Annotated in this window: 26 protein-coding genes and 4 pseudogenes; 17 read left to right on the forward strand and 13 right to left on the reverse strand. The window is 58.2% G+C overall.

The features are described 5' to 3' along the window. Both AC244Q_RS29015 and AC244Q_RS29020 read right to left on the reverse strand, forming a co-directional pair. Positions 1-546 carry a DUF1788 domain-containing protein gene (locus tag AC244Q_RS29015; protein ID WP_128407955.1) on the reverse strand — a complete coding sequence of 182 codons (546 nt, stop codon included), beginning with the start codon at positions 544-546 and terminating at the stop codon, positions 1-3. Then, positions 533-1,234, reverse strand: coding sequence for a hypothetical protein (locus AC244Q_RS29020; RefSeq protein WP_128407954.1), 702 nt, complete (start codon positions 1,232-1,234; stop codon positions 533-535). Before AC244Q_RS29020 ends, AC244Q_RS29015 begins: the two co-directional genes overlap by 14 nt. Positions 1,235-2,167: 933 nt before the next feature. On the opposite strand from AC244Q_RS29020, the gene AC244Q_RS29025 reads away from it, so the two are divergent. Beyond that, positions 2,168-2,479, forward strand: a complete 312-nt coding sequence (locus AC244Q_RS29025; RefSeq protein ID WP_128407953.1) for a hypothetical protein — start codon at positions 2,168-2,170, stop codon at positions 2,477-2,479. A gap of 313 nt (positions 2,480-2,792) precedes the next feature. Here AC244Q_RS29025 and AC244Q_RS29030 read toward each other — a convergent pair whose 3' ends face one another. Next, a complete protein-coding gene (locus AC244Q_RS29030) occupies positions 2,793-3,041 on the reverse strand; it encodes a helix-turn-helix domain-containing protein (protein ID WP_003553710.1) in 249 nt (82 codons plus the stop codon). Positions 3,042-3,160: 119 nt separating this feature from the next. Between AC244Q_RS29030 and AC244Q_RS29035 the strand changes: the two genes are divergently transcribed. Then, complete coding sequence (locus tag AC244Q_RS29035) at positions 3,161-4,051, forward strand: LysR family transcriptional regulator (RefSeq protein ID WP_128407952.1); 891 nt, start codon at positions 3,161-3,163, stop codon at positions 4,049-4,051. Positions 4,052-4,785: 734 nt separating this feature from the next. Here AC244Q_RS29035 and AC244Q_RS29040 read toward each other — a convergent pair. The 4 genes from AC244Q_RS29040 to AC244Q_RS29055 all read right to left on the reverse strand — a co-directional run bounded on the left by AC244Q_RS29040 (position 4,786) and on the right by AC244Q_RS29055 (position 7,048). Further along, positions 4,786-5,049 (reverse strand): hypothetical protein, encoded by a 264-nt coding sequence (locus AC244Q_RS29040; RefSeq protein ID WP_003553714.1) that lies wholly within the window; start codon positions 5,047-5,049, stop codon positions 4,786-4,788. A gap of 4 nt (positions 5,050-5,053) precedes the next feature. Beyond that, positions 5,054-5,866 (reverse strand): non-homologous end joining protein Ku, encoded by an 813-nt coding sequence (gene ku, locus AC244Q_RS29045; protein WP_128408288.1) that lies wholly within the window; start codon positions 5,864-5,866, stop codon positions 5,054-5,056. An 11-nt stretch (positions 5,867-5,877) separates the two neighbouring features. Further along, the gene (gene ku, locus AC244Q_RS29050; RefSeq protein ID WP_128408309.1) at positions 5,878-6,786 is read right to left on the reverse strand and encodes a non-homologous end joining protein Ku; all 909 of its coding nucleotides are present in this window, start codon (positions 6,784-6,786) and stop codon (positions 5,878-5,880) included. A 61-nt stretch (positions 6,787-6,847) separates the two neighbouring features. Next, positions 6,848-7,048, reverse strand: coding sequence for a hypothetical protein (locus AC244Q_RS29055; protein ID WP_128408132.1), 201 nt, complete (start codon positions 7,046-7,048; stop codon positions 6,848-6,850). Positions 7,049-7,116: 68 nt separating this feature from the next. Between AC244Q_RS29055 and AC244Q_RS29060 the strand changes: the two genes are divergently transcribed. The 3 genes from AC244Q_RS29060 to AC244Q_RS29070 all read left to right on the forward strand — a co-directional run bounded on the left by AC244Q_RS29060 (position 7,117) and on the right by AC244Q_RS29070 (position 8,727). After that, on the forward strand, positions 7,117-7,299 hold the full coding sequence (locus AC244Q_RS29060) for a DUF3606 domain-containing protein (RefSeq protein ID WP_012763478.1): 183 nt from the start codon (positions 7,117-7,119) through the stop codon (positions 7,297-7,299). Between the two features lie 152 nt (positions 7,300-7,451). Beyond that, complete coding sequence (locus AC244Q_RS29065; RefSeq protein ID WP_012763477.1) at positions 7,452-7,688, forward strand: hypothetical protein; 237 nt, start codon at positions 7,452-7,454, stop codon at positions 7,686-7,688. A gap of 853 nt (positions 7,689-8,541) precedes the next feature. Continuing rightward, a complete protein-coding gene (locus AC244Q_RS29070) occupies positions 8,542-8,727 on the forward strand; it encodes a hypothetical protein (protein WP_431675046.1) in 186 nt (61 codons plus the stop codon). Positions 8,728-9,114: 387 nt separating this feature from the next. Here AC244Q_RS29070 and AC244Q_RS29075 read toward each other — a convergent pair whose 3' ends face one another. Continuing rightward, on the reverse strand, positions 9,115-9,726 hold the full coding sequence (locus AC244Q_RS29075) for an AraC family transcriptional regulator (protein ID WP_431675047.1): 612 nt from the start codon (positions 9,724-9,726) through the stop codon (positions 9,115-9,117). Between the two features lie 22 nt (positions 9,727-9,748). Between AC244Q_RS29075 and AC244Q_RS29080 the strand changes: the two genes are divergently transcribed. The 4 genes and pseudogenes from AC244Q_RS29080 to AC244Q_RS29095 all read left to right on the forward strand — a co-directional run. Then, positions 9,749-10,522, forward strand: coding sequence for an alpha/beta fold hydrolase (locus AC244Q_RS29080; RefSeq protein WP_128408133.1), 774 nt, complete (start codon positions 9,749-9,751; stop codon positions 10,520-10,522). A 434-nt stretch (positions 10,523-10,956) separates the two neighbouring features. Next, the gene (locus AC244Q_RS29085; protein WP_003553728.1) at positions 10,957-11,406 is read left to right on the forward strand and encodes a hypothetical protein; all 450 of its coding nucleotides are present in this window, start codon (positions 10,957-10,959) and stop codon (positions 11,404-11,406) included. A 612-nt stretch (positions 11,407-12,018) separates the two neighbouring features. After that, the gene (locus AC244Q_RS29090) at positions 12,019-12,915 is read left to right on the forward strand and encodes a universal stress protein (protein ID WP_128408134.1); all 897 of its coding nucleotides are present in this window, start codon (positions 12,019-12,021) and stop codon (positions 12,913-12,915) included. 137 nt (positions 12,916-13,052) lie between these two features. Beyond that, positions 13,053-13,345: pseudogene (locus AC244Q_RS29095) on the forward strand (transposase); the annotation flags it as partial. Between the two features lie 24 nt (positions 13,346-13,369). Here AC244Q_RS29095 and AC244Q_RS29100 read toward each other — a convergent pair. After that, complete coding sequence (locus tag AC244Q_RS29100; RefSeq protein WP_012763472.1) at positions 13,370-13,663, reverse strand: hypothetical protein; 294 nt, start codon at positions 13,661-13,663, stop codon at positions 13,370-13,372. 210 nt (positions 13,664-13,873) lie between these two features. On the opposite strand from AC244Q_RS29100, the pseudogene AC244Q_RS29105 reads away from it, so the two are divergent. The 3 genes and pseudogenes from AC244Q_RS29105 to AC244Q_RS29115 form a co-directional block, all read left to right on the forward strand. Then, positions 13,874-14,227, forward strand: a pseudogene (locus tag AC244Q_RS29105) (SDR family NAD(P)-dependent oxidoreductase); the annotation flags it as partial. A 28-nt stretch (positions 14,228-14,255) separates the two neighbouring features. Beyond that, positions 14,256-14,711, forward strand: a pseudogene (locus tag AC244Q_RS29110) (cysteine hydrolase family protein); the annotation flags it as partial. A gap of 89 nt (positions 14,712-14,800) precedes the next feature. Then, complete coding sequence (locus AC244Q_RS29115) at positions 14,801-15,229, forward strand: low affinity iron permease family protein (protein ID WP_245460585.1); 429 nt, start codon at positions 14,801-14,803, stop codon at positions 15,227-15,229. A 1,553-nt stretch (positions 15,230-16,782) separates the two neighbouring features. On the opposite strand, the gene AC244Q_RS29120 is transcribed toward AC244Q_RS29115, so the two are convergent. Continuing rightward, the gene (locus tag AC244Q_RS29120; protein WP_487764164.1) at positions 16,783-16,944 is read right to left on the reverse strand and encodes a hypothetical protein; all 162 of its coding nucleotides are present in this window, start codon (positions 16,942-16,944) and stop codon (positions 16,783-16,785) included. Between AC244Q_RS29120 and AC244Q_RS29125 the strand changes: the two genes are divergently transcribed. Continuing rightward, positions 16,921-17,340, forward strand: a complete 420-nt coding sequence (locus AC244Q_RS29125; protein ID WP_409566181.1) for a Crp/Fnr family transcriptional regulator — start codon at positions 16,921-16,923, stop codon at positions 17,338-17,340. The two genes, AC244Q_RS29120 and AC244Q_RS29125, sit on opposite strands and share 24 nt — an antisense overlap. Before the next feature lie 145 nt (positions 17,341-17,485). Then, positions 17,486-17,740: a gamma-glutamylcyclotransferase gene (locus AC244Q_RS29130; protein ID WP_128407349.1), complete on the forward strand. Its 255-nt coding sequence runs from the start codon at positions 17,486-17,488 to the stop codon at positions 17,738-17,740. A 94-nt stretch (positions 17,741-17,834) separates the two neighbouring features. Here AC244Q_RS29130 and AC244Q_RS29135 read toward each other — a convergent pair whose 3' ends face one another. Beyond that, complete coding sequence (locus AC244Q_RS29135) at positions 17,835-18,023, reverse strand: helix-turn-helix domain-containing protein (RefSeq protein WP_003553116.1); 189 nt, start codon at positions 18,021-18,023, stop codon at positions 17,835-17,837. Positions 18,024-18,051: 28 nt separating this feature from the next. Then, the gene (locus AC244Q_RS29140; RefSeq protein ID WP_128407350.1) at positions 18,052-18,336 is read right to left on the reverse strand and encodes a hypothetical protein; all 285 of its coding nucleotides are present in this window, start codon (positions 18,334-18,336) and stop codon (positions 18,052-18,054) included. A 140-nt stretch (positions 18,337-18,476) separates the two neighbouring features. On the opposite strand from AC244Q_RS29140, the gene AC244Q_RS29145 reads away from it, so the two are divergent. Both AC244Q_RS29145 and AC244Q_RS29150 read left to right on the forward strand, forming a co-directional pair. Then, the gene (locus AC244Q_RS29145) at positions 18,477-19,073 is read left to right on the forward strand and encodes an alpha/beta hydrolase (protein ID WP_128407351.1); all 597 of its coding nucleotides are present in this window, start codon (positions 18,477-18,479) and stop codon (positions 19,071-19,073) included. Between the two features lie 34 nt (positions 19,074-19,107). Then, positions 19,108-20,013 carry a hypothetical protein gene (locus AC244Q_RS29150; RefSeq protein ID WP_128407352.1) on the forward strand — a complete coding sequence of 302 codons (906 nt, stop codon included), beginning with the start codon at positions 19,108-19,110 and terminating at the stop codon, positions 20,011-20,013. Between the two features lie 408 nt (positions 20,014-20,421). Here AC244Q_RS29150 and AC244Q_RS29155 read toward each other — a convergent pair. Continuing rightward, a pseudogene (locus tag AC244Q_RS29155) lies at positions 20,422-20,603 on the reverse strand (hypothetical protein). A 339-nt stretch (positions 20,604-20,942) separates the two neighbouring features. Between AC244Q_RS29155 and AC244Q_RS29160 the strand changes: the two are divergent. Next, the gene (locus tag AC244Q_RS29160; RefSeq protein ID WP_245460587.1) at positions 20,943-21,362 is read left to right on the forward strand and encodes a hypothetical protein; all 420 of its coding nucleotides are present in this window, start codon (positions 20,943-20,945) and stop codon (positions 21,360-21,362) included. The last annotated feature ends 311 nt before the right edge of the window (positions 21,363-21,673 follow it).

Below are 21,673 nucleotides of genomic sequence, written 5' to 3' on the forward strand. Positions count from 1 at the left end.
TCATAGCGCGTCGTCCGGTGGTATAGGAATAGCGTGATAATTCCAACCATCCCGTGCATCCAGCAGCCGATAGACGCCCCCGGCCTGTTTGCCAGGGAATGTCACCATCATCCGCCCTGGTATCGCATCCGCGATCTTGCCGATTAGGGTAGAGACTCGGACGAGGCCGAACAAAGATCCGAAGCCGTCCAAGGCCAACACATCATTAGACGTGCACTGACCCAGAGCGCCCCTCAACTCGCCAACAAGCGCCCTCTCGGCGTCGGTCAACAATCCTCGTATCTCTTGCGGATGCTCGACAAGCGCTTCGAAAAATTCATGCTTCGCAATCCATCGTCCAAACCACGGAGCAAGATCGATGTGATGCCATCCGCGACCCGCCTTCATCGTAGCGTATTCGAACTCGCCGATCCTTCCCGAGATTTTCCGTTGCATCGACTTGTCGTACCACAACAGCCAGACCCGCCCCGCAGGGGGAACGTCATCTAGCCAAGGCAACTGAACTTGCCGGTCATAGGCGCCGAGTATGTCGTCAAACGTATTCAAGCTCAGGAATCCCCAAAGTTGTCGCAAGCTGCTGCCTGACCGAAATCTCTATGACGTCGCCTGCCGACCTGAGCCGAGCGAGTCCCTGGACTTCTGCCGATCGCAACGCATCCATGGCGGTATCAGGGTTAAGGTCGAGGATACGAAACCATCCAGATGAAAGAATTGCAGGGCCGCTAAATCCACATACCGTCGAGATTAACGCCGCCAGAGCAGCGGCTGAGGCAGAGGGATGTACTCTTTTTCGTACCTTTCCGCTGCCCTCGAGGTGGCCGCTCTGTGTCCAAGTGGACGCGCAATTCTGTGACAGGGATCGAACCATCTTCTCGCTGAATCGTCCCGGATAGATGGCGTTAAACTTCGCTGCAAAGCTCGGCCACTGAATGGACACCCCCACTGCTGTGCCCGCAACAGGGGATGCAGTGTCTCTTAACAAGGGATCGCGTGCTAAGGCGATCAAAACCGCAAGCAATTTTAGGCCTGCGTTGTCGTCCTTCGCCAATCGCAGAAAAACTCTAGTCAAAAGAGGAGCGGTGGACAGGCCGTAGAGAGAAGAAAGATTTTTGAACACCGATTCGCGGCCGCTTGATGTTGCCTTTCCTAAGATATTCTCATCCAATACTCTTGATCGAAAATCAGTCGCGTCCGTGGCGCCTGCTCGCATCAGTTCAGCTATTTCGGCAAGCATAAGAGTTTTTGACTGGTGAGCCCCGCCACCGGAAAGGCGGAAACCAAAGGTGATAAGACGCTCGTCTTTTCGCGTTGGACCGTACCAGGTAAGGGGCCCATCAGTGGGTGCTAGTTGTCCCGTCGGACTCATTTCGATTTTCTCTTCACCAGTTCATTTCTCCGGACGCCGCTTTATGGACCGGATCATTTCCTATAATCAATCGATAGTGGTCATGTTCGCGAATTGGTCGATGCGACGGTTTTTGTGAAACAGGAGCATTTTCGCCGACATACTGCAGTCGCAGACAAGTTGTGCTCACAAGGGGCTACCTTTGTTTGCACCAAGATGCTGGGACCTTACGGCGCCTATCTGCACGTGGGCGCAGTGTTGATTTTCTAATTCATAGAGCGAACGAAAAGTAAACTTCGTCCCGAAGCCAAGACAAAGGTAATTCCAGATCCGCCCAACCTGGGGACTGGGTTCAACAGGACTGGACAGAAACCGCGCTATGTACGAGCACGCAGCGGACGCGCTGTGCACACATAAGGGATCCGACGGTTCTGCAGATGCCCGATCGCATTGATGTTACCATTCGTCGTGGCCAGTAGGCGAAGGATTCACAGTCCATCTTCAGATGGCTCTATTACTTCGTTGTGCGGGCCGTCCTTCAAGGACTCGGCCGTGTGTCCTTGCTGCTATACAGCCCTAAAAAAATATTCTCTTTTCAGGCAACCAAAAAAACGCAACAAAAGCGAAATTATCTTCTATTTTATTTAAGCATTAACTAATTAAATAATCGCAAAATTTCGCACAAAAAATAGGCATTTTAAGGATTCGATTGGCGCATAACAGGACTGAGTCCTTCCCTTTACGGGTCCGAGTTGCCCTCTAACATCATCAATTCCCTACCGTTTTTCACGGCAAGCCGATACGGAAGCGCTGTTAGACGACATGGTACTCACAGAAGTTGAGGCGCACCTCCTGGGCAGTGGTCGCCTCGCAAATGTGCTTGGTCGCCTGAAAAGCGAAATGAGTAAGGAGAAAGAACAGAGCAACCTCAGGCTCGCAAACCTTCGACAGGAAACCGCGAAGGCGCGATCAGTCTTTAACAACCTGCTGAACGTCGCTTCACTCACGGATGATCTGCAATCCGATCTCGTCCTCATCGAACGAATCGCAGAAGCACAGGGCAACGCCATGACTGGAACGCGCGCTAGAAAGCCAAGTCTCTCTCATCGACGTTTCGGCCGACCCCACGTCTGATCAAATTGATCAGTTCTCTACGGTAATGGCGGAACGATTGAGGTCGGACGATCGTCGACTCGCCAAGGGATTTCTTAACATCATGTTGTCGGAGGTTCTCGTCGCTGCCGACCAAATAACGATTACGGGATCTGTAACAGATTTAAAGCGGCATATCGCGAAAATGGACGCGGAAGTCATTGAAAACCAAGCTATGCCAGCGGTTCATAGATATGGACGTAGATGGTGCACCCGACAGGATTCGAACCTATGACCTTTGAAATTGATTTCCGGAAGCTAAGTTGCGAATAAACGAGGTTTACTCGGCTCAATATCAAGCGTCATCAATAGAAGAACGAAGCCGCACCCCGATTCCTCCTCCGGTGACTTCGCCATCAGCCTGAAAGATGATTCCTGCGGCTTCGAAGGTGAGCGTCAGAAGGCGAAGATTGCTTTCACGCATATCTCCACCTTTTTCAAAGGCGCGTATCGAAACCGCGCTTATCGATGTTCGCTCAGCCAGGTCCCCTTGGGTCCAATCCAAAAGCGCTCTTGCAGCGCGACATTGCGAGTGCTTCAGCATAAAACTTTCGTTTTTAGAAAGTTGGGTATTGAAAACAAAACTTCAGACTGCTATTCTGGCGCAACTTACCTTTTACGAAGCATCGTTGCAACAAATGCGACGTGCGGCGGAGCTCGTTCATGGAACTACGGCAGCTCTCCTACTTCGTCGCGGTGGCCGAGGAACTGCATTTCGGCCGGGCGGCCGCCAAGGTGCGCATCGCCCAGCCGGCGCTCTCCAATCACGTGCAGGCGCTGGAGCGCGAACTCGGCTGTGCGCTGTTCATCCGCTCGACCCGGCGGGTGGAGCTGACGAGGGCAGGGGAGATCTTCCACGAACGCTGCGTCGGGATCCTGAGCGAGGTCGATCTGAGTGCCGAGATCACCAGGGCGGTGGCCGGCAAGACAATCCGGCAGATCAGGATCGGTACCGTCTATCCGGCGACCACCGGCGTGCTGCCGGCGTTTCTGGCCAAGATCGCCCGCAAGCACCCGGATATCCGCATCCATATATCAAGCGGCAATACCGGCGACATCATCCGCGGCCTGGAAAACGGCCAGATCAATCTCGGCTTCATCCGGCCGGTGGAAAACATCGGCTCCTTGCGCTTCTCCTCGATCGCCCATGAGCGGTATCTGCTGGCGGTTTCCCGTACCAACCGGCTGGCGGAACAGGCGGAGATCGCCATCGATGATCTGCGCGGGGAGAAGATCATTGCCTTCAACCGCAAGAACCTCTCCTACACCGAGCGGTACTTCAACGAGAAGTTCGAGGAATACGATCTGACCCGCAACATCGCTTATAGTTGCGACGACACCTATTCGCTGGTGTCGCTGGTTTCTGCCGGCCTTGGCATCGGCTTTGCGCCGGAATGGACCGAGGGCCTGCCGAACCGGGCCTTCGAGCTGAAGGCGGTCAGGGGCATCGACTTCCGGATCGGGCTCGGTGTCGCCTGGAGCAAGGACGACCCAACCGCCTCGCGCGATGACATCGTCGATATCGCAAGGTCACTGGCTCGGCCGGCCAGGTGAGGCGAGGGAGCCCACGGGTCCGCCCAAAGCGGAACGGCTTGCAGGGACGGGGGATCAGGCGAGTAATGGGAGTCAGGCGGTTCTGGCGCAACTGCCTCGCTGATCATGCCCCTGCGTCATCTGCTGCCAGATAGATCGACTCCTCGATCTAGTACCCTTCGATCGCAGTGAAAGCCTTTAATCGCCGCGCAACAGCAAGCCTGCCTAAACCGATCGACTTATCATAGCGCGCCCGGTCGCTTCGAGGGGATTGGTTGCGAAGATGCAAGACGTCACGCCGCAGGGTTGGGAGCTGGGTTTCCGATAGCGACGGGGAAGGTGAGGTTGTCGAGCGTGTGGGTGCTGTGACATTAGCACCACGTTCGGGACTCGGAGGCGTAAGGCTGATCGGGACGTTCTTTGGTGCGATTGAGGGCGTGGGACCAGAACTCGCCGGGAACTCGACTCTCTGAGCGCTGTGTACGACCGCGACCCGGATCCCACTGACGATCCCGGCGACGAGGTCGACGAACCTTCGAATGGCCGGCCCGCTGCCCAAGACTGACCACGCCGTGGGGTCAGATTGGTTCCTTGTTCAGGATCCATGAGCACTGAATTTCTTTGCTCGCAAGGCTGCTGAAATGCTTTTGACCACGGATGTATTGGCACTGGTAAGAAGGCGATGATGAGGAGGGTGTGCGGTTTAGCCCCCGGCCCTTTCTGTTGCTGAGGGGCTGGGGTTCCCTCAGGGCGGATCAGTGCCACGTATCCAGCAACGGCTCGTCGTCGTCAAAGTTTCCATTGCTGGCGGCATCGTACGAGTTGATGCTCCGGCCGCCGCCACGCGTGCCATATGCCGTCAACTGCACCATGACCTCTTTCGCACGCTCGATGGCCTCGTCTTCGCTTGCAGCATGACCGTCCGCGACCTTGATCGACACCAATTCCCCGTCGTCGCCGAGAAAGTCTACCCGCCATCCTGTTGTCTCGTGAACAATCTTCGTTTCCAGCAAGTGCATGTGACTACCCTGACTTCCTACCTTTGAGATCTGCCTCGACGCTCTTCCGGAGCGCGTCCATGATGCTGACCACATTGGACTTCGGAGCGGCTTCGGCCGCCTTACCCTTCGCCGCCTTTTTCGGCTTCAGCGCCTTCTTTTTCTCAGCGATGAGCTTGAGCAGGCTCTCCTGGATTGGATCACTCACCATGTCCGGAGACCACCGCGCGGTCTTCTGCTTGATAAGCTGCTGCACAAGGGGAATGAGATCCGGATCGGCCTGCTCGTCGATGTCTTCGAAATAGTTCTCTTCCGGTCGAACCTCGTCGCCGAAACGCAGCGTCCAGAGGACGATGCCTTCGCCGCGCGGTTCCAGGACGACCGCCCGCTCTCGGCGGCCCATCACGAGCTTCGACACGCCGAAGACCTTGTCGGCTTTCATGGCATCCCTGATCACCGCGAATGCCTCGTTGCCGACGGCGTCGTCCGGCATGAGGTAATGCGGCTTCTCGAGATAGACCCACTCGATGCTGTCGGCCGGCACGAACTTGTCGATGTCGATCGTCTTCACCGTGTCGAGCGCGACGGCATCCAGATCGTCCTCCGTGAGGATTACGTAGTCGTTCTCCCCGCGAGCGTAGCCCTTGGCTTCGTTCTCGTCCTTGACGGGCTTGCCCGTGACGGAATCGATGTACCGGGAGACGACGCGGTTCCCCGTCTCCTTGTTGAGTGTATGGAATCGAACCTTCTCGCTTTCGCTCGTGGCCGGGGTCATGGCCACGGGACAGGTGACCAGGGATAGTTTGAGATAGCCTTTCCAGTAATATTTCGGAGCCATGACCTATCCCCCTAGCTGGCCTTGCGCCGCGGAGCGGCCCCGGAAGAGGCGGCTTTCGAAGCCACTCCGCGCGCGGCGCGCTGCCTGCCAGTGCCTTGATTGGCATTGGCCGCAGTGCGTTTCGGTTTATCGTCAGCGGCCTTGATCATCCCAGCACTCTCGCGGAGCGCGGCCAGAAGATCGTTTGGCTTCGAGACCTGCACCTTCTTCGGCTTCGGAAGCGACTTGCCTTCCAGCTTCGCCTTCACCAGATCCGCGAGGGCGGCTTCGTAGCGGTCGTCGAAGGTCGCCGGGTCGAACTCGCCCTTCTTGGTGCTGATGATGTGCTTGGCCAGATCGAGCATTTCGCCCTCGATCTTGAGCTTGGGCATCTCCTCGAAAGCCTTTTCGGAGGAACGAACCTCGTAGTCGTAGTTGAGCGTGCTGGCGATCAGCCCCTTGCCATGCGGCCGTATCAGCACCGTACGCATTCGACGGAACAGGACGGTGCGGGCGATGGCCGCGACCATCGACTTCTTCATCGCATCGCGCAGAGCAGCGAACGCGTCTCCGCCCATCTTGTCGGGCGTAAGGTAGTACGGCTTGTCGAAGTAGACGTCGTCGACGTCGGAGCAGGGGATGAACGCCTCGACCTCGAGCGTCTTGTTGCTCTCAGGGATCGCGGCGGAAATTTCCTCGGGATCGATGATGAGGTACTGGCCGTTCTCGATCTCGAAGCCCTTGGTCTGGGCTTCCTTCGGCACCGGATCCTCGGTCTCGCTGTCTATGAAGATGCGGTTGACGCGGTTGCCCGTGGCCTTGTTGATGGTGTTGAAGGTGATGCGCTCGCTGGTCGAGGCTGCCGTATAGAGAGCGACGCCGCAGCTTACCTCGCCGAACTTCAAAAAGCCTTTCCACTGCGCACGCTGTCCTGACGGCATGACAAATACTCCGAATCACTGATACGCGACTCAAAGACGTGTCAGGGTGATTCGTTCCGACTCAAAACGAATCATTTTTCAATACTTTACGGAAATTCTCTCCCAAATTGATTCCGCCGTCTCCGCTGGTCGAATTGCGCCCGGCAGTAGTGGAAAGCGGTGGAGATTGTTTAGTTCGAGAGCCACAGCAACCTGATTCCTCCAGCGCCATGCCGGGGAGCTTAGGGAATTCCGCGGCCGCTTCAAGCGCGGCATCATCCACTATCTCCCGGGAACCACCGGAATCGTTATGAGTTTCTACTTCGGACGTTCATTTGAAGGAGAAACCCGATGGCACAGACACCGACATCCCGAGGCCGCGCGCAGGATCGAGCCCGCGTGGCCGGCGGCCAGGATCACGAGGTCAAGTACGAAGCAAAGAAGGAGGGCGTCTCGAAAGATGCCGTCAAGAAGGCCGTGAAGAGCGCTGGAAACTCAAGGAGGAAGGTCGAGGCCGAAATTGACCGCCGTTAGGCGACCCGAACGAAGTTGCTTCGTCCACGGAGGAGGCAGGTCCCGTGGGTGTTCCTGGCTTTCCTAATCCGGGATAATGGCGACGCCGGTGTCTCGTAACGAGAAGCAGTCATAGCCACGCAAGCCTGCCGCCTCCATGTCTGGGGTAAAGCATGTCCAAGTGCATAGAGAACGACCACCTGCTGATGTCGAAGGCGGTCCGTGAATGGTATCGGTACTACGAGGTGGAGTGGGACGATCAAGCCTCCTCGTTTTTGTGTGATGCCGCCATCGAACTCTACAACGAGGGCTGTCGCTCGCTAGAGGAGATGGCGACCGTTCTGATCGGCACTTACGTCGGGCTGGCCGCCACGCGCGTAAACGCGCCATCTTCGAACTCAGTCCATTGACAGGCCAGATCAGATCGGACCGGACTCGACGAATACGACCTGCTAGCCGTTCAACGAGTCCTTGCTGCGACTCTTGGTGTCTTAGCTTTTCGGTGCTCGCGCTGTCGCGCCGTTGCATGGGCCGCGTCGCTGCCGCGGGTCTGGGGCCGACCGTTGCGATCGACATGGGTGCGTCTGATCGCTGTCCGAAGAGAGCACGGCGAAGATGCCGTTAACGCGAGACCGGACGTCGAGCGCTCCCCTATTGCCCGCCCAGCTTCCAACTGTCCCCAGACGGACAGGCCACGCCGTTGAAGCGGGTGATGCCGTCGAGAGATTGCCGACTGGTCACAAAACCGCGACATCCGTCAGGCCCATCGTTACTGGCATCGATCTGCTCGATAACACCCGCGCTGCCCGTCGATGGGTTGGCCCAAGCAAGCGCAGTTGCTCCTACGGCACTGTGACCCACCGTATCTGCGATCACCGCTTGATCGGTCAAAGGCGACTGGTGCGGGATTGCTGACTGGGCGAGGGGCGTCTCAAGCGGCTCGATATGCGAGCATGCCGCCAAAGCCACGATACTGATTGCCGAGATGGAGTGCTTCAGATTAGGATAATGAGGTTTGCTTGTCGTGTTTCAAGTTACTAATGGTTCACAATGTTGCGAGGTCTGAAGAAGGGGCGCGGTCGCTTTGAGACGGCGCGAACGTGTTCTCCAAAGGGGTCAAGAGACCTTCAATGAGAACGGCCGGACAATGATCTCTACGCGTTTTCAGCCGTTCGTTACGATCACCGCAATAAAGCGGGTGGGTTCCCGGTCCGGCTGAAGCCGGAAGACTGGAAGAGTGGTGACACCGTTTGGCTGCTCGACGTGATCGCGCCAACGCGCGAACTGGCAACGATGGTGCTAACGAATTTCCACCAGGTTGCGAAGCAAGACAACATCAAGATCCACCCGATGGTCGCGCACCTCGTTGATCCTGAGGTTCTTGCGAAACTCTCCAAAATCCCCCAAGCGTCGGCCCACGGCGAGCAACACGCGAATACTTTGAACTGACGCCCGTAGGGCGTCAGTATCTCCGATCCTTTTGGCGTTAGACAGGCATGTCGATATAGTGTGGCTGTTGCGCCTAATGGCGAGCGGAGTAGCATTCAGTCCTGATGCCTAGCTTAGGATGTCGTGCTGAAATCATATGCCTGTGATCTGATCGCGAAGTATCTGCAACAATATAATTGCTTCTTCGAATTTGAGCGGAAATATGCGCAACTCCAAGATTGTACTTCCCACACCAAATGAAATCAATGAAGCGTTTTCATACATAAAACAAAACGCACCAAAATTGATTGAAAATTACAGAATCGCAGCCCTGCAGCTTTCTAAGGCGCCGAAAGATTACAGCTTAAGTGACGAAGAAAGAGCAGCTAGCATAATTGTGCCTGATGATTACATAAATCTGCGAAATTTCATAAACGATGCGTACAAGGGAAGAGATCCTGTGTATTTGTCGCGCCTATATGCAGGAATACATAAAATTATTATTTCATCCGAGGCGTAGAGATGACCGACTTTATCGTGGATGCAGCTAATTTTCGCACGCTCGCTCGCATGAGCGATTCCTCCGGTCTGGAGGTACTTCAGACGCCGGTTTCGCTCCGCGCCGACGACCATGCGGGCGAAGACACCGCCATGTGGCCCGGCCAGCAGGCGGTAGCAGAGTTCGCGCTTGACGCCGGGATAGAGCAGCGGGATTGCCTGCGGCTCGCCAAGCAGGCTGACGGCGCGCGCGGCGCAGCCGAGGATCGCCTCGTTGAGTTCCATAACGAAGGCGGCGGCATGCTCGTCGGAGGCCGGAGTGGGCGGTGCCTCCATGCTTTCATAAACTTCGCGTAGGATCGCCTGGTCGAGTACGATGACGGCGCTGAGATAGGGCGCATCCGGTGCGCTGTGCACCACCTGGCTTGCACCCGGCATCTCGACGCTGACGACCATGGCCTGGCTGGTGCGATAATGGAGCCTTCGTTCGCCGAACGTCGTCCATTTCGCGCCCTGCACCACGGTGCAGAGCGCCGGCCGGTGGATGATGAACAGACGCACATTTTCGAAAACTTTGCTCGTCGGTGCTGCCACGTCACTTGTTGCGACACATGCCGGCCTGGCCGCCACCACGCCTCCAAAGGCGCGCAATGTCGTTCTCGTACATGGACTTTTCGCCGACGGATCGTGCTGGACCGAGGTTATCGCCCTGCTGCAAGCGAGGGGCCTAAACTGCACGGCGGTCCAGAACCCGCTCACTACGCTGCCCGATGCCGTGGCGGCCGCCCGGCGCATTCTCGACCGGCAGGACGGTCCGACCGTCTTTGTCGGCCACTCCTTTTCGGGAATGATCCTCACCGAAGCAGGCGTACATCCGAACGTCTCTTCACTGGTTTATGTCGCTGCCCGAGCACCGGATGCAGGTGAGGACTATGCAGCTTTGGCAAAAACCTACCCGACACCACCCGCAACCGCGGGCATTGTTTTCGACGGCGACGAAGGACGGCTGACGGAGGAAGCGTTCCTGCGCGATTTCGGGGGCGAACTTCCCGAGGCCAGGGCGAGGGTTCTCTATGCCGTTCAACAACCATTCCAAAAGGCGTTGCTCACCGGCAAAACCTCAAACGCTGCTTGGCGTTCCAAGCCAAGCCACTACGCCGTTTCGACACAAGATGGAACGATTAATCCAGACCTGCAGCGTTTCATCGCCAGACGCATGGGCGCTAAAGCCATCGAACTCGAATCCAGCCATCTGTCGCTCATTTCACATCCGAATGAGATCACCGAGCTCATTCTGGAAGCTGCCGGGCAATCATGACATTGAATCCCCTGACGCCGCGCGAGCCGACATTCCGAGCCTAATCGCTGCCGGCAAGGCCAACGGGGAGACCGCCGAGGCACAGGTCGGCGAACGCTTTGCGGCACCCAATGGCAGCGTTTGGTGGTCTGAGCCATGCGTATCACTTGCCAAACAGCCAGCCAAGCAGGCCTCTGCGAGCAGGCTGCTGGCGGGCATCTGGCATGACTGGGGGAACTGCGGCGCTCGGTGGTTGTTCACGATGTTTGCGAGGTCTGAAGAAGACGGTCGCTTTGAGATGGCGCGAACGTTAATGAGCACGGCCTTACAACGATCTCTACGCGTCAGCCGTTCGTTACGATTATCGTGATGACCAAGTCTTCGTTGCTGACCCAAGCGACACCCAGTAATCTCGCCATCTCATCGACATATCGGCAGTGGCAGGCAGCGATTTCATGGCAATTCTCTTCAAAACAACAATCAGCGAAAACACCGCATTCGAGATGATCGAGCGGTCACTGTCAGGCGTTTACCAATATGACGGTTACCTCAATGTCGCGAGCGATGCGGGCGAGACGGCATTGTCTTGGGGTCCGGCAATGCATGCCGAAGAGTTCAAGGCAGAGGTCAGTCAAATCCTACGGCAGACTTGGGATGCTGCCCGCTTCTGGGTCATCTATGAGCGCCGCGAAGACCGGAAGGATCCGGTAGGGACTGACATCCGCAACGCGGCTTTCCGCCTAACGCGCGGATACAGCGGCGTTATCGTTGTCACGCTAAGCCTCCTTGGGAAGCGCGACAGCGCCAATGACCTGGAGCTCATCTTCGTCTGCTTCGAGCAGGATTTTCACAGAAGGAATTTTCGCGTGCGCTACGAGGGGAAGCCGTTACCAAACCAGGATTGACGCCGAGCCGAGATCTCGCGACGGCAGGGAACAAAACATACACCACAAGAAGATGGGACAAGTTATGGTTGCGGTAGGATTTCCAATAAAATTATACGAGTTAATTCGAGCCGACGATGGATCTGTACCGGGCACCTGCACGACAGTGTAGCTCTCGCCGCAAGCGTCGCGGGGGATGGGGTCGGAAACAAGCCTTCGCTGCCGACGTCGGGTAGCGTCATCTTCTGGTCGCGCAGCATCGCCGCCGTCATGGGGATCACCGGGGTTCCCGCCGTTTCGCTTATGCGTCCCAGTCCCCTCGACTTGACTCGTTGATGCTCGCGGGCGAAGATGGAGTTATGAAGACCCGAGAGATATACTCCTGCTCTTGCATCCGGATCTGCTCTATCGCGGAGCACTAGACCCGGACCGGGTTCTGTCGCTCCCGCGTCTTGGGTTCAATCTATATAGCTCCTGCTTTTGTACGCGACGAGTTTGCGAAACCGCAACTGTGCTGGAAGATTCAGCGATCTGCGGTCGCGAAGAACGTAGCCATGCGGTCGGCAAAGCCTGCCGCCGACGTGCCGGACCGCATCAAGCGACCGACGCGTCTCAGATCATGGGAATAGAAACATGTTCAATCCTTCACTGGATGTGTCGGGCGATGCAGTCGTCAACCAGATACCAAGTCATATTGTTTTCGCCACCGACTTCACGGCGCGATGTGATCGCGCGCAGGATCGCGCGGTGCAGCTTGCCATCGAATGGAGTGCCAGTCTCACAGCTGTTCACGCAATCGACGATGCCGGCATAGCTGCCAACGCCTCGATCCGCCATGCTCATCAGATCGCTGCGCGCCGAAAAGCCAAGCGCCTGCGCGAGGATCTGGCGGGGATCGAGGGTCTTCGTTCGTCCGTTCTCGTCAAAAGCGGAAGACCGGCAACAGTGGTTCAGGCACTGGCGACGAGAGAGCGGGCTGATCTGATCGTCACCGGCCTGGCAAGAAGCATGATACTGGGCGTACTGCCGATGGGCAGCACCGTCATGGCTCTGGCGCGGTCATCAATTGTTCCGGTGCTCGTGGTGAAGAAGAAGCTCCTCGACACAAGGTCACGAATGTTGGTGGCCACCGACCTAACGGCGTCCTCTAGCACCGCTTTGCAGGTTGCCCTGAATTGGTTCCCCAATGGCCGGCATGGACTTTTTCACGTAATCGATCCGCCTTACCGGATGTGGGCGGAGGATAAGGCGGCTTACCTACGCCAAGTTGAACAGTTCGCGATCGATGAGTGCGCGCGGTTCGCCGTCGAGGCCGCTGGCGCGGCCGCGCCGAACAGGTTCGATATCACTGTGAGACATGGTGACGTGGTGGACGTCCTGCGCCCAGTGGTAGACCAGGGGGACCTCGACCTTGTCATTGTTGGGACTTATGGCCGCACAGACGTGATGAATTTCCTCCTGGGCAGCGTGTCATCTCGAATTGTGAATGAGATCGAGAGTGATGTGCTGGTGGTTCCTCCCAGTTTTTAGTGGGCTCCGCTCTGGAATGCCGACGTTGGGCTGAGCTGAATAGCGATGAGTTTGCTGAGTTCATCCTGGAGACGTGACCTTGCCCCGTTGAAATAATCCATTTTGAAGTAAGCTCTGGCCCTTGAGAGGACCAGAGGATGAAGCGCAATCGTTTCACAGACGAACAGATCATCGGCATATTGAAGGAGCACGAGGCAGGCACGCCGGTCTCGGAGCTTTGCCGCAAGCATGGCGTCAGCGATGCCAGCATCTATAAATGGAAGAAGTTCGGCGGCATGGAGGTGTCCGTGGCCAAGCGGCTGAAGACGCTTGAGGACGAGAACACGAAGCTGAAGCGGCTTCTGGCGGATGCGATGCTCGACAATGCTGCCTTGAAAGACCTTTTGGGAAAGAAGTGGTGACGCCCGCGGCCAAGCGGAAAGCTGTTGCGAAAGGGACAGGACAGCTCAATGAATCAGTTCCGCGGCATGTTCATCACCGGTGCGTCGCTGGCCGCCGAGGGAGAAGTGACAAGGACGTCATCCTCAGGTCCGGTCATGGCGGGCGGTTCATCGGTCTCAGAAGCATCGTCGTCGCCGAACGTCGCGATCTGAACCATCAAGGCCTTCGCCCGACGCACGGCACCGTCGCCGTCGACGCTGCCGTCGGTGGCCATGCGAACGGAGACCGCTTCATTACCTTCCCCGGTGAATTCAACGGTGATCGTGCCTTCGTGAACATTGCCTACGCGAGTGTCTAAGATCTGCATTCTATGTCTCCTGTTCGAAAACGTTGAAATGCACAGATGCCGAGCGGGTTCCCGTCCACTTCATCATAACTGGCGCGGGTTCAGGTATAGGGCTGGGAACTGCACGGCTCCTCGCGTCGCACGGACATGACCTCGCTCTGTTCGACCAAGACCTCGAAGCCTTCGATAGCGACAACTCTCGTGGACGGTGAACGCGTGCTTTGCATAGGTGGCGACGTCTCGTCCGAAGCTGACATGGGCCGCGCAGCCGAGGATATCGCTACGCGGTTTGGCCGGCTGGATGCGGTCGTGGCCAACGCCGGCATTAACGGCGAGTGGGCGCCTGTCGACGATCTGACGCCTGACGAGTGGGATACCACTATCCGGGTCAACCTGCGCGGCACGTACCTGGCGCTCAACAAGACTGTTCCTCTCCTCAAGGCGAACGGCGGCGGGGCGATCGTCGTTGTGTCGTCCATCAATGGTGTCAGGACGTTCACCAATCCCGGTGCGACAGCCTACAGCGCCACCAAGGCCGCTCAGGTCGCGATGACCGAGCAGCTTGCGTTAGAACTTGGACGTCACCGCGGTTATCGAACTCTCCACGCGCTAACCGGAGAGGACGATCTTCACGCGGTTCGTGCCGCCGCCGAACCCGGCGGCGGCACGTGGAACGTGGAGGGCCTACTATGAGAAGTGGTGGATGATGACGGGCGAGCACCTGCACTCGGAGCTTGTCGACCTCCTGCCCGAATTGCGCAGTCTCGTTCCGCCCGCGCGCGTCTTCGACAAATCGGCATACTCGCCCTGGGTGGACGGAAGGCTGGACGGCCAGCTTCAAAGCGAGCGCGTCCGAAAGCTGGTTGTGACCGGCGGTGAAACCGACGTCTGCGTAAGCGCCGCGATCTACGGAGCCATCGACCTGGGCTACCAAGTCATCCTGCTGAAAGACGCCGTCTGCAGCGGCGCCGACGAGACTCGCGACGCATCCAAGAAACTGCTGGGAGAGCGGTTCTCCGTCCAGTTAGAAATCATGAAGACGGCTGCTTTTTTGTTTCAGGTCCGCTAGATGAGACCTCTTTCCCGGACCTAAGTCCCTGGTGCGGAACTCCTTTACGCTTGACCACGTTTTCCTGAGCAGGGAGCACAGGAGATACCATGTCGAAGTTCTTTTCAAAATTCGCCACTGCCATCGCAGATCTCTCCGGCAAGCCTGGCACCTTCGTGCTGGCGGCCGCGCTCGTCCTTGCCTGGGCGGTCTCAGGCCCTTTCTTCGGCTATTCCGAGACCTGGCAGCTCGTCATCAACACCTCGACGACGATCATTACCTTCCTGATGGTGTTCGTCCTTCAGAATTCGCAGAACAGAGACGGCAAGGCGCTACAGGCCAAGCTGGACGAACTGATCCTGACGTCGCAGGCTCAAAACAAGTTTGTAGGCATCGAAAGGCTCGACGAGGAGTCCTTGCGCGAGATGAGCAGGACGCTCGCCGAAAAGGCGGAATGCGTCGAGGACTCGCGGACGAAAAGGCGCAGCGCAACAAGGCGTCTGCCTGACGCGCCTGGCGTTCGCAATTGCTGGGATTGACGTCGTATGAGGCATCGCGTGATCCGTGATGACGACGTCCGGCAACGGACCTAGCTCGAGTACCTCGTCGAAGTCTTTGTGCTTGGAGACACATGTAGTGGATCGATGCGCCCAAACAACCGGAGACAAGCGCCTGCATTTGCGCCACTAATCGGTCTCCGCGACCCTCGGGATCCGATCTCGCCCGCATAATCATCGACCGCTACCCCGGAATTCCGCTGATCCTGGCGACAGGCTACGGCGATCTTCCAAGCGATGAGGAATCGACGCTGCCGAGGCTCGCCAAACCGTTCGGACAGGCACAGTCGCAAAGGGCGCTCGCTGCCGCCGTCGCCGAAAACTAGATACCGAAAGGCCGGGAACTGGTCCCGGCCTTGGCGCGTGGTGCCAGTACATCCGTGGTCACCGACGCTCATGACAGTTGGATTGTCAACTCGCGAAGAATTCAGCCCGCCTTCGGCTTCAGCGTGTCGAGATGATCGATATGCTCCTTGATCTGACCGCGGGCCAGCTTGGTGACGCTGAGGTGCTCTCTGTCCTGACTAACTTTCAAGTAGCCTCCTGGATCGTCAGCAGCTTCTTGTGTCCGTCGAGCTGCGCGGTAAGGTAGCGGCGTCGAACTCCCGGCCGGAAGCGTTCTTCAACTCGTCGAGAGACGCCTTGCCTTCGGCGTCGAGCATCTTCTCGAGTTCGACGGTGGCTTCAATGTACCTTCGGCCTTGCCGCCCATCTCCATGGACTTCAGGATGTCGGCAATCGTCTCCTGCTCGGCAACCTCCCACTTCGCGACGGTGCGACGGCTGCGATCTTCAGCATGTTACGGCGGTTCATCGGATTCTCCCTGCTTGACGCGGTTGCTGATGCACCGATTAACCTCCACGTCCGCGGTTCGTTCCGACCGCACCCTGGGAGCGCACCATGCTCGCTTCAAGGCCGTCCAGAGGCCGGCAGGGCAAACGCCAGGAGTAAGGGCGGACACCAGGCAGAAATAGGAAGGCGAGGCGGGACCGACGCGGCCAGAAGCGGGTTCAGTCATGGCAGCTTCCGACCGGCTCCGAGAATATCGGGTTGACATTGCTTCAGTCGGATGAGGACGCAGGCCAGAGCGAGGAGCGCCGCCATGCCGATAGCGGTTGCCGCTACATATGTTCCAGACTGGACGAGTCCCGCGAATAGGAACAGCAGCCCTGCGATAGCGCCGATAACGGAGAGTCTTGATAGCATGGGAACCTCCCGGTGACATTCCATGGGAACGTCGGAGAGACGAGAGGGTTTCCGTACGACGCCGGACGAAGAGGGGTCGGAACGTCCTCGCGGTCGCGGGAAGCAGGGTCCATAGTCCGGGCATCGTGTGTAACTTTACCGGCGCGCGCGACTGGGAGACGCTTTTCTCTTGCCACATCGTTGGGGGCATCGTCATGCCTCAGTCCGAAATTCGAGATGATCTTCTCGCTTCTCTTTCCGTCGATGCCTGGGCGCTGGTTCCACCTCCAGCCGATCGATCTACCTCGGGACTTTCAGATCGGTCACAAGGACAGCGCGATCGCCTATGACTACTTCCCGGAGGCCGGCGTCGCCTCAATGGTGGCGGTGTCCTCGGCGAACGAGCGGAAGTCGGCCTTGTCGGCCGTGAGGGCGTCACCCCCTTGGCAACGATGGCCGACGCCAGCCGGCAGCCCTTCGAGTTCATGATGCAGGTTTCGGGTCACGGCCATCGTATCGGCCGGGACGCTCTCCGGCGCTTGGTTGAAGAAAGCCGGTCATCGAGAGAGACGCTCGAGTCCTTCACCGCGCGTCTCTTCACGCAGACCGCATATACGGCGCTGTCAAATGCAGTGCACCACGTCGATGCGCGACTCGCTCGGTGGATCTTGTTGATCGACGACCGTGTCGATGGCAACCACATCGACGTCACGCATGAGTTTCTGGCTGTCATGATAGCGTCCCGTCGCTCGGGCGTCACGGACGCGCTGCATGTACTCGAGGGAAAGCGCTTGATATACTCCAACCGGAGTTTGGTGACAGTCCGCGACAGGGCAGCGCTCGAAGAATTTGCGGGACCCGCATACGGACCGGCGGAGCGAGGCCTCGTCCATGAGCTCGCCTCATAGGAACGGGTCGGAATTGATCCGCCGTTGCTGTTGTCAACCCTCGACGCTGTCGAACGGTCGTCTTCGAAGAAGGCCAGGTCGACGCTTTGGCACACCATGCGCGACTGCATGATCGCGGCAAGCGCGTCCAGGAAAGCTTCACTGCGTGCTCAAGTTCGAAATCAAGTTCGAGTCTTTACCCAATGCTGATCGGGGGTTTTCTACCTATGTTGGACAAAGCCGGCGAGGCATGCGAGACCATGGCGAACTTTACGAATTGGACGCAAATCGGCTCCCGGTGCTCGACAAGCTCGAGGACGTCGGCAAGCCTGGAAGCTTCAGAAGAATTCGCCAAGTCGCTCTGATAGGCGGCGGCGTTCCCATTTCTGCGATCGGCTATTTGCAAGCGAGGAGTGGCTGAAACCGCTCCATTTCGAGGTAATGCTTGGTTTCGTGATTAGGCATTTTTGCGATACGCGGGTCCGGCGTCGCGGCCCGACACAACCGAGCGCGTCTCACGCGAGAGCGTGGTCAATACGTGCGAGGTGGTTTTGAGGAACCTCCGCGCCAGGTTCCTCCGCAGCCGCGATTTCCGCCAGAGTGAGGCCAGTTGCTACAGCAAGGTCTTCCAGACTGTAGCCTTTGGCGAGCCGCGCCTCGCGGCGATGAGATGCCGCGGTCTTGGGAGTGGAGATCTGCTCCATATCTCGTCGTTTCCGTTGTAAATGGTCTTCAGTTTTCAGAGGCGACACGTAGCTGTCGGAGGCGTTCGTTCTTCTCCTCGCGTCGTCTGCGTTCCTCTTCAGCGGCTTCGGCCGCGGCCTTGTTTGTTCGCTCGAATGCTTCCGCGCGTTCCTGCACGGTCAGAGTGCGTCTGTCCTGCTTACCATTGGAATGTTCCTTGAGGGTTTTCCCATATATGGGTGGATTGCCAAGCCGCTTCAACACCTTGAGCGAAGTGTCTGGTAGCGTACCGCCCTTGAGCGGGCGCTTGCGAAGGGCGCGATCGGCACCCATCTATGTCGGGCCACCCCATAATCGCGAAGCTCCGCAGATGTCCGCCGGCGTCCGCGTCGATGCTCGAGCGTCGGGTGAGAGGGCGGCTCCCCTTCTTCGGGTGAGCCCCCTCGGTCCATTTCAGCAATCCACGGAAAACCATGGCCTCTCACGATCACCTCGTCATATTCTTGCACGGCATCGGGGCGTCTGGCGCTCAGCTCATGCCATTAGCGTCATCATGGCGACCAAAGCTTCCGAACACCCGCTTCGTCGCTCCAGACGCCCCGATGCATCATCGATATGGGCACCAGTGGTTTTCGACCGAGGGAAACCCTCTCGATGCAGCACGTATCCGAACCGCGCGCGAGGCCTTCGACGTTCTCATAAGCGACGTCGTCCGCAGGGAAGGTTTTGCCGAGGCTCATGACAGGGTTGCCTTCGTCGGCGTCTCGCAAGGTGCCATCGTCGCGCTCGACGCGGTTGCCTCCGGCCGCTGGCATGCCGGCGCGCTCGTCGCGTTCTCAGGTCTCCTTCCGCCGCAGCCGATTTCGCCCTCAGAAAAGAGCACGCCGATCCTGCTCGTTCATGGAGAGAACGATACGACCATACCGCCTATCGCTTCGAGGCTCGCCGCCGCGCAGCTCGGAACGGCCGGCTTCAAGGTCGAGCTGGACGTCGAGCGCGGAACGGGACACACGATCTCCAGCGCTGGCGCACAGAAAGCCCTGTCTTTCTTGAAGAAGAACCTTCCTTGAGCGAACCGCATGCCAACTTGACCGTTTTCCTTTGATGACCGACGAGCAACGCCAGCAATCTGGAGCAGACGAACCGTTACAGGAAACGGTGGCCTTCGCGTTCGACCGTATGACCGTCGCCAGGTTCCGGGAAGTCTTCCCGAACGCGCGGTGGAGCGACACACTCCAGGCATGGACGGTGCCCGGCAAGACGGCGCGCCGCCGCATCGATCGCTGGCTTGCCTCGGAAGATGCTCGGCACTCGCCCTTCGAACAAGAAAGGGGGCGCGACGCCTATCAGTTCGAACCGATCCTCAGTTCATACCTGCAGGTCTACGACCGCGGCTTCCGAATCAAGACGCCGTTCTCCCGGACGGTCGTTGACGAGCTCCGTCAGATACCTTTCGCTCGCTGGAACGGCGACGACAAGGTTTGGGAAATTCCGTTCGCATCGTACGACGATCTTCAGCACCGGTGGGAGGCGATCGAAGAGGCGGCCAGGAGGGCAGAGCCCGAGGAGCGGCGCAAGCGTGCCGAAGCGCGTAAGGGCACCGAAGAGGAGGCGAAGGCACGGCGTCGCACTCAGGAGCGAAAGAAGCGTCGGTTGCCGGTGTCGAGCGACGACCTTCCTCCCATCAGCAGGCCCGTCGCGACCTCGGCATTCGGAATCGTTGTCATCACCGAAGTGACGGGCGAGATCGTCGATCCGGAAGAAGTCGTTGAACACCACCCCGATGCGAGCGATGAACACGTCTGGGCCGAATGGCGCGCCGCCACGCTCGAGGAACTGGTGCACACCTGGCCGCTACGAGATCCACCGGGAGAATATGAGAAGATCCGTGGCTGGTGGCAGCCGACGCTAGACGAACTGCGGGATGCCAGAAGAACAGCGAAATCCCGCGAGCGACGAAAGTCCGTTTCCCTGAGACCTGGCGAGGAAGCGTCCACAGGTCCTGAGTAACGTATCTTTCCCAGGCCTTTCGGGAAGCGACCTTCGAGGTCCGCCGGCCGCTTCCCGACTCCGAGCGTCCCGTCGCCTGGCGCTCAAGGAGTTCGTCACGATACGCCTCAACAGCACATCACTGTATCGGGGTGATGAAACTCGTATGAAGAGTTGCAGTACGGCCGCACCCAAAGTTCGTTTGATCGGGTGAAAAGCGAGACGGTCCGGGCGGTTAGGCTGTGGGCGGGCTGTGGATATCCTGTGTGCATAGAAAGATGAATGAACCCGTCGTTCCGGCTCCGTTCATGACGCGCTTGCTCGACCACTCCGACTCGGACGAAGTTCTCCTCAACCAATCTCTGGCCTCCGCCGCAAACGTCGCCGGGATGGTTAGGGCGCTCCCCATCGGGTCGAGCGCCCCTTTTTTTAACCGCTTCCTGGTGACACGCTCTCGTCGCACTTGTCGGGCAATGCTCCGGCGCCGGGCGTCTTGCTCTCGTCTTGCAAGTGCTCCTTGTCATGAGGACCCGCAGCCGGTTGATCCTGACCGTCGACTGGTTCTCGCCGGTCTCCTCGATCGCCTGCTGGGCTTTCGTGTCCTTGTCCATCTCGCTCTCCTTGCCGTGGTTAGAGAAAACCCGCCGCGCCAGAGAGAGTTCCTGTCGACAAGCAAAAGCGCGCGTATCGACGGTTAAATGAACGCGGATCGGCGCCTTGACGCCCGCCGGTTCGGGGAGGTGGGACGTTCCCGCCGGACGCCGCTTCAGTCACGCGGTCGGCGGTTGAAGGCTCGCGCTTCAACCTTCTTGACGAATACCCGAATTCACTCTGATCTGAGCGTATCCGATATGAACGAGATGCGCGGACCGCGTCGGAGGACACAGCCTCGCCGGCCGAACTGTCTAATTCCCGGCGAAACGGAAGGCCCTGACTGAGGACGCCCCGAGTTGACGCCGGGAAGTTTGCTCGCGATTGAACGTTTCTTCCCCTTGCCCCACCTTGCTTGGTTTCCACGGGCCACAACACTATCATTGTTGGTGCGACATCATGTTGGACAAAGTCAAGGAACCCGCAAAACGAAAACGGCTTTCGACATGTGGTGGTCGGCGCTTCCGTTGGAGGTCCGGCAGATCAACGACTTGGCATTTGCAAGACGTTGCTTCCGCGCCGGTCACGTCGCAGGAGCGAAGCCAGGCAAAAGTAAATTTACTTTTCTTGCGGGCCGGCTGGTCGTCTCCGTGTGGGCGACGAACAGCAAAGACGCGGCGAGGGACGCCGCCATCGAACTTGACTACCGGATGGCAAAGGCTGGCAAGCGGCCGCCAGCGACCGGTTGGAAGTTGACGCCCGTCGCTGACAACGCCTGAAATCCATCCCTTCAAACGCTTACGGCTCTGGACGGTAAAAGCCGCGGCCGATCAGGGACAGGTTCTCGTCGTGACCTGCAACTTATGCAGGGTGACACATAACTATCTGCCGGCGGATATCGAGGAACTATGCGGCAAGGTGATGCCATTCGGGATGATACAGGTAGAGGTTGACCATCGGGCCCCTGGCTTCTCGCAGTTCTTCCTCCCATCCCGACTTATGAATTATCAGCGTTTGTAGGACGCTTTCGGAAAACCCAAGATCGACGGCTAGATCAAGATCACTGTCCTCCCGTGCGGTGCCTCACTCG

It is taken from the genome of Rhizobium sp. CB2179 (assembly GCF_057653455.1).

Excerpts from the sequence above, each read along its gene's own strand:
- AC244Q_RS29020 (WP_128407954.1), bottom strand. The coding sequence starts at position 1,234 with ATGCTTGCCGAAATAGCTGAACTGATGCGAGCAGGCGCCACGGACGCG.
- AC244Q_RS29025 (WP_128407953.1), top strand. The coding sequence starts at position 2,168 with ATGGTACTCACAGAAGTTGAGGCGCACCTCCTGGGCAGTGGTCGCCTC.
- AC244Q_RS29030 (WP_003553710.1), bottom strand. The coding sequence starts at position 3,041 with ATGCTGAAGCACTCGCAATGTCGCGCTGCAAGAGCGCTTTTGGATTGG.
- AC244Q_RS29035 (WP_128407952.1), top strand. The coding sequence starts at position 3,161 with ATGGAACTACGGCAGCTCTCCTACTTCGTCGCGGTGGCCGAGGAACTG.
- AC244Q_RS29040 (WP_003553714.1), bottom strand. The coding sequence starts at position 5,049 with ATGCACTTGCTGGAAACGAAGATTGTTCACGAGACAACAGGATGGCGG.
- ku (WP_128408288.1), bottom strand. The coding sequence starts at position 5,866 with ATGGCTCCGAAATATTACTGGAAAGGCTATCTCAAACTATCCCTGGTC.
- ku (WP_128408309.1), bottom strand. The coding sequence starts at position 6,786 with ATGCCGTCAGGACAGCGTGCGCAGTGGAAAGGCTTTTTGAAGTTCGGC.
- AC244Q_RS29060 (WP_012763478.1), top strand. The coding sequence starts at position 7,117 with ATGGCACAGACACCGACATCCCGAGGCCGCGCGCAGGATCGAGCCCGC.
- AC244Q_RS29065 (WP_012763477.1), top strand. The coding sequence starts at position 7,452 with ATGTCCAAGTGCATAGAGAACGACCACCTGCTGATGTCGAAGGCGGTC.
- AC244Q_RS29080 (WP_128408133.1), top strand. The coding sequence starts at position 9,749 with ATGATGAACAGACGCACATTTTCGAAAACTTTGCTCGTCGGTGCTGCC.
- AC244Q_RS29085 (WP_003553728.1), top strand. The coding sequence starts at position 10,957 with ATGGCAATTCTCTTCAAAACAACAATCAGCGAAAACACCGCATTCGAG.
- AC244Q_RS29090 (WP_128408134.1), top strand. The coding sequence starts at position 12,019 with ATGTTCAATCCTTCACTGGATGTGTCGGGCGATGCAGTCGTCAACCAG.
- AC244Q_RS29100 (WP_012763472.1), bottom strand. The coding sequence starts at position 13,663 with ATGCAGATCTTAGACACTCGCGTAGGCAATGTTCACGAAGGCACGATC.
- AC244Q_RS29115 (WP_245460585.1), top strand. The coding sequence starts at position 14,801 with ATGTCGAAGTTCTTTTCAAAATTCGCCACTGCCATCGCAGATCTCTCC.
- AC244Q_RS29125 (WP_409566181.1), top strand. The coding sequence starts at position 16,921 with ATGCAGGTTTCGGGTCACGGCCATCGTATCGGCCGGGACGCTCTCCGG.
- AC244Q_RS29120 (WP_487764164.1), bottom strand. The coding sequence starts at position 16,944 with ATGGCCGTGACCCGAAACCTGCATCATGAACTCGAAGGGCTGCCGGCT.
- AC244Q_RS29135 (WP_003553116.1), bottom strand. The coding sequence starts at position 18,023 with ATGGAGCAGATCTCCACTCCCAAGACCGCGGCATCTCATCGCCGCGAG.
- AC244Q_RS29140 (WP_128407350.1), bottom strand. The coding sequence starts at position 18,336 with ATGGGTGCCGATCGCGCCCTTCGCAAGCGCCCGCTCAAGGGCGGTACG.
- AC244Q_RS29145 (WP_128407351.1), top strand. The coding sequence starts at position 18,477 with ATGGCCTCTCACGATCACCTCGTCATATTCTTGCACGGCATCGGGGCG.
- AC244Q_RS29150 (WP_128407352.1), top strand. The coding sequence starts at position 19,108 with ATGACCGACGAGCAACGCCAGCAATCTGGAGCAGACGAACCGTTACAG.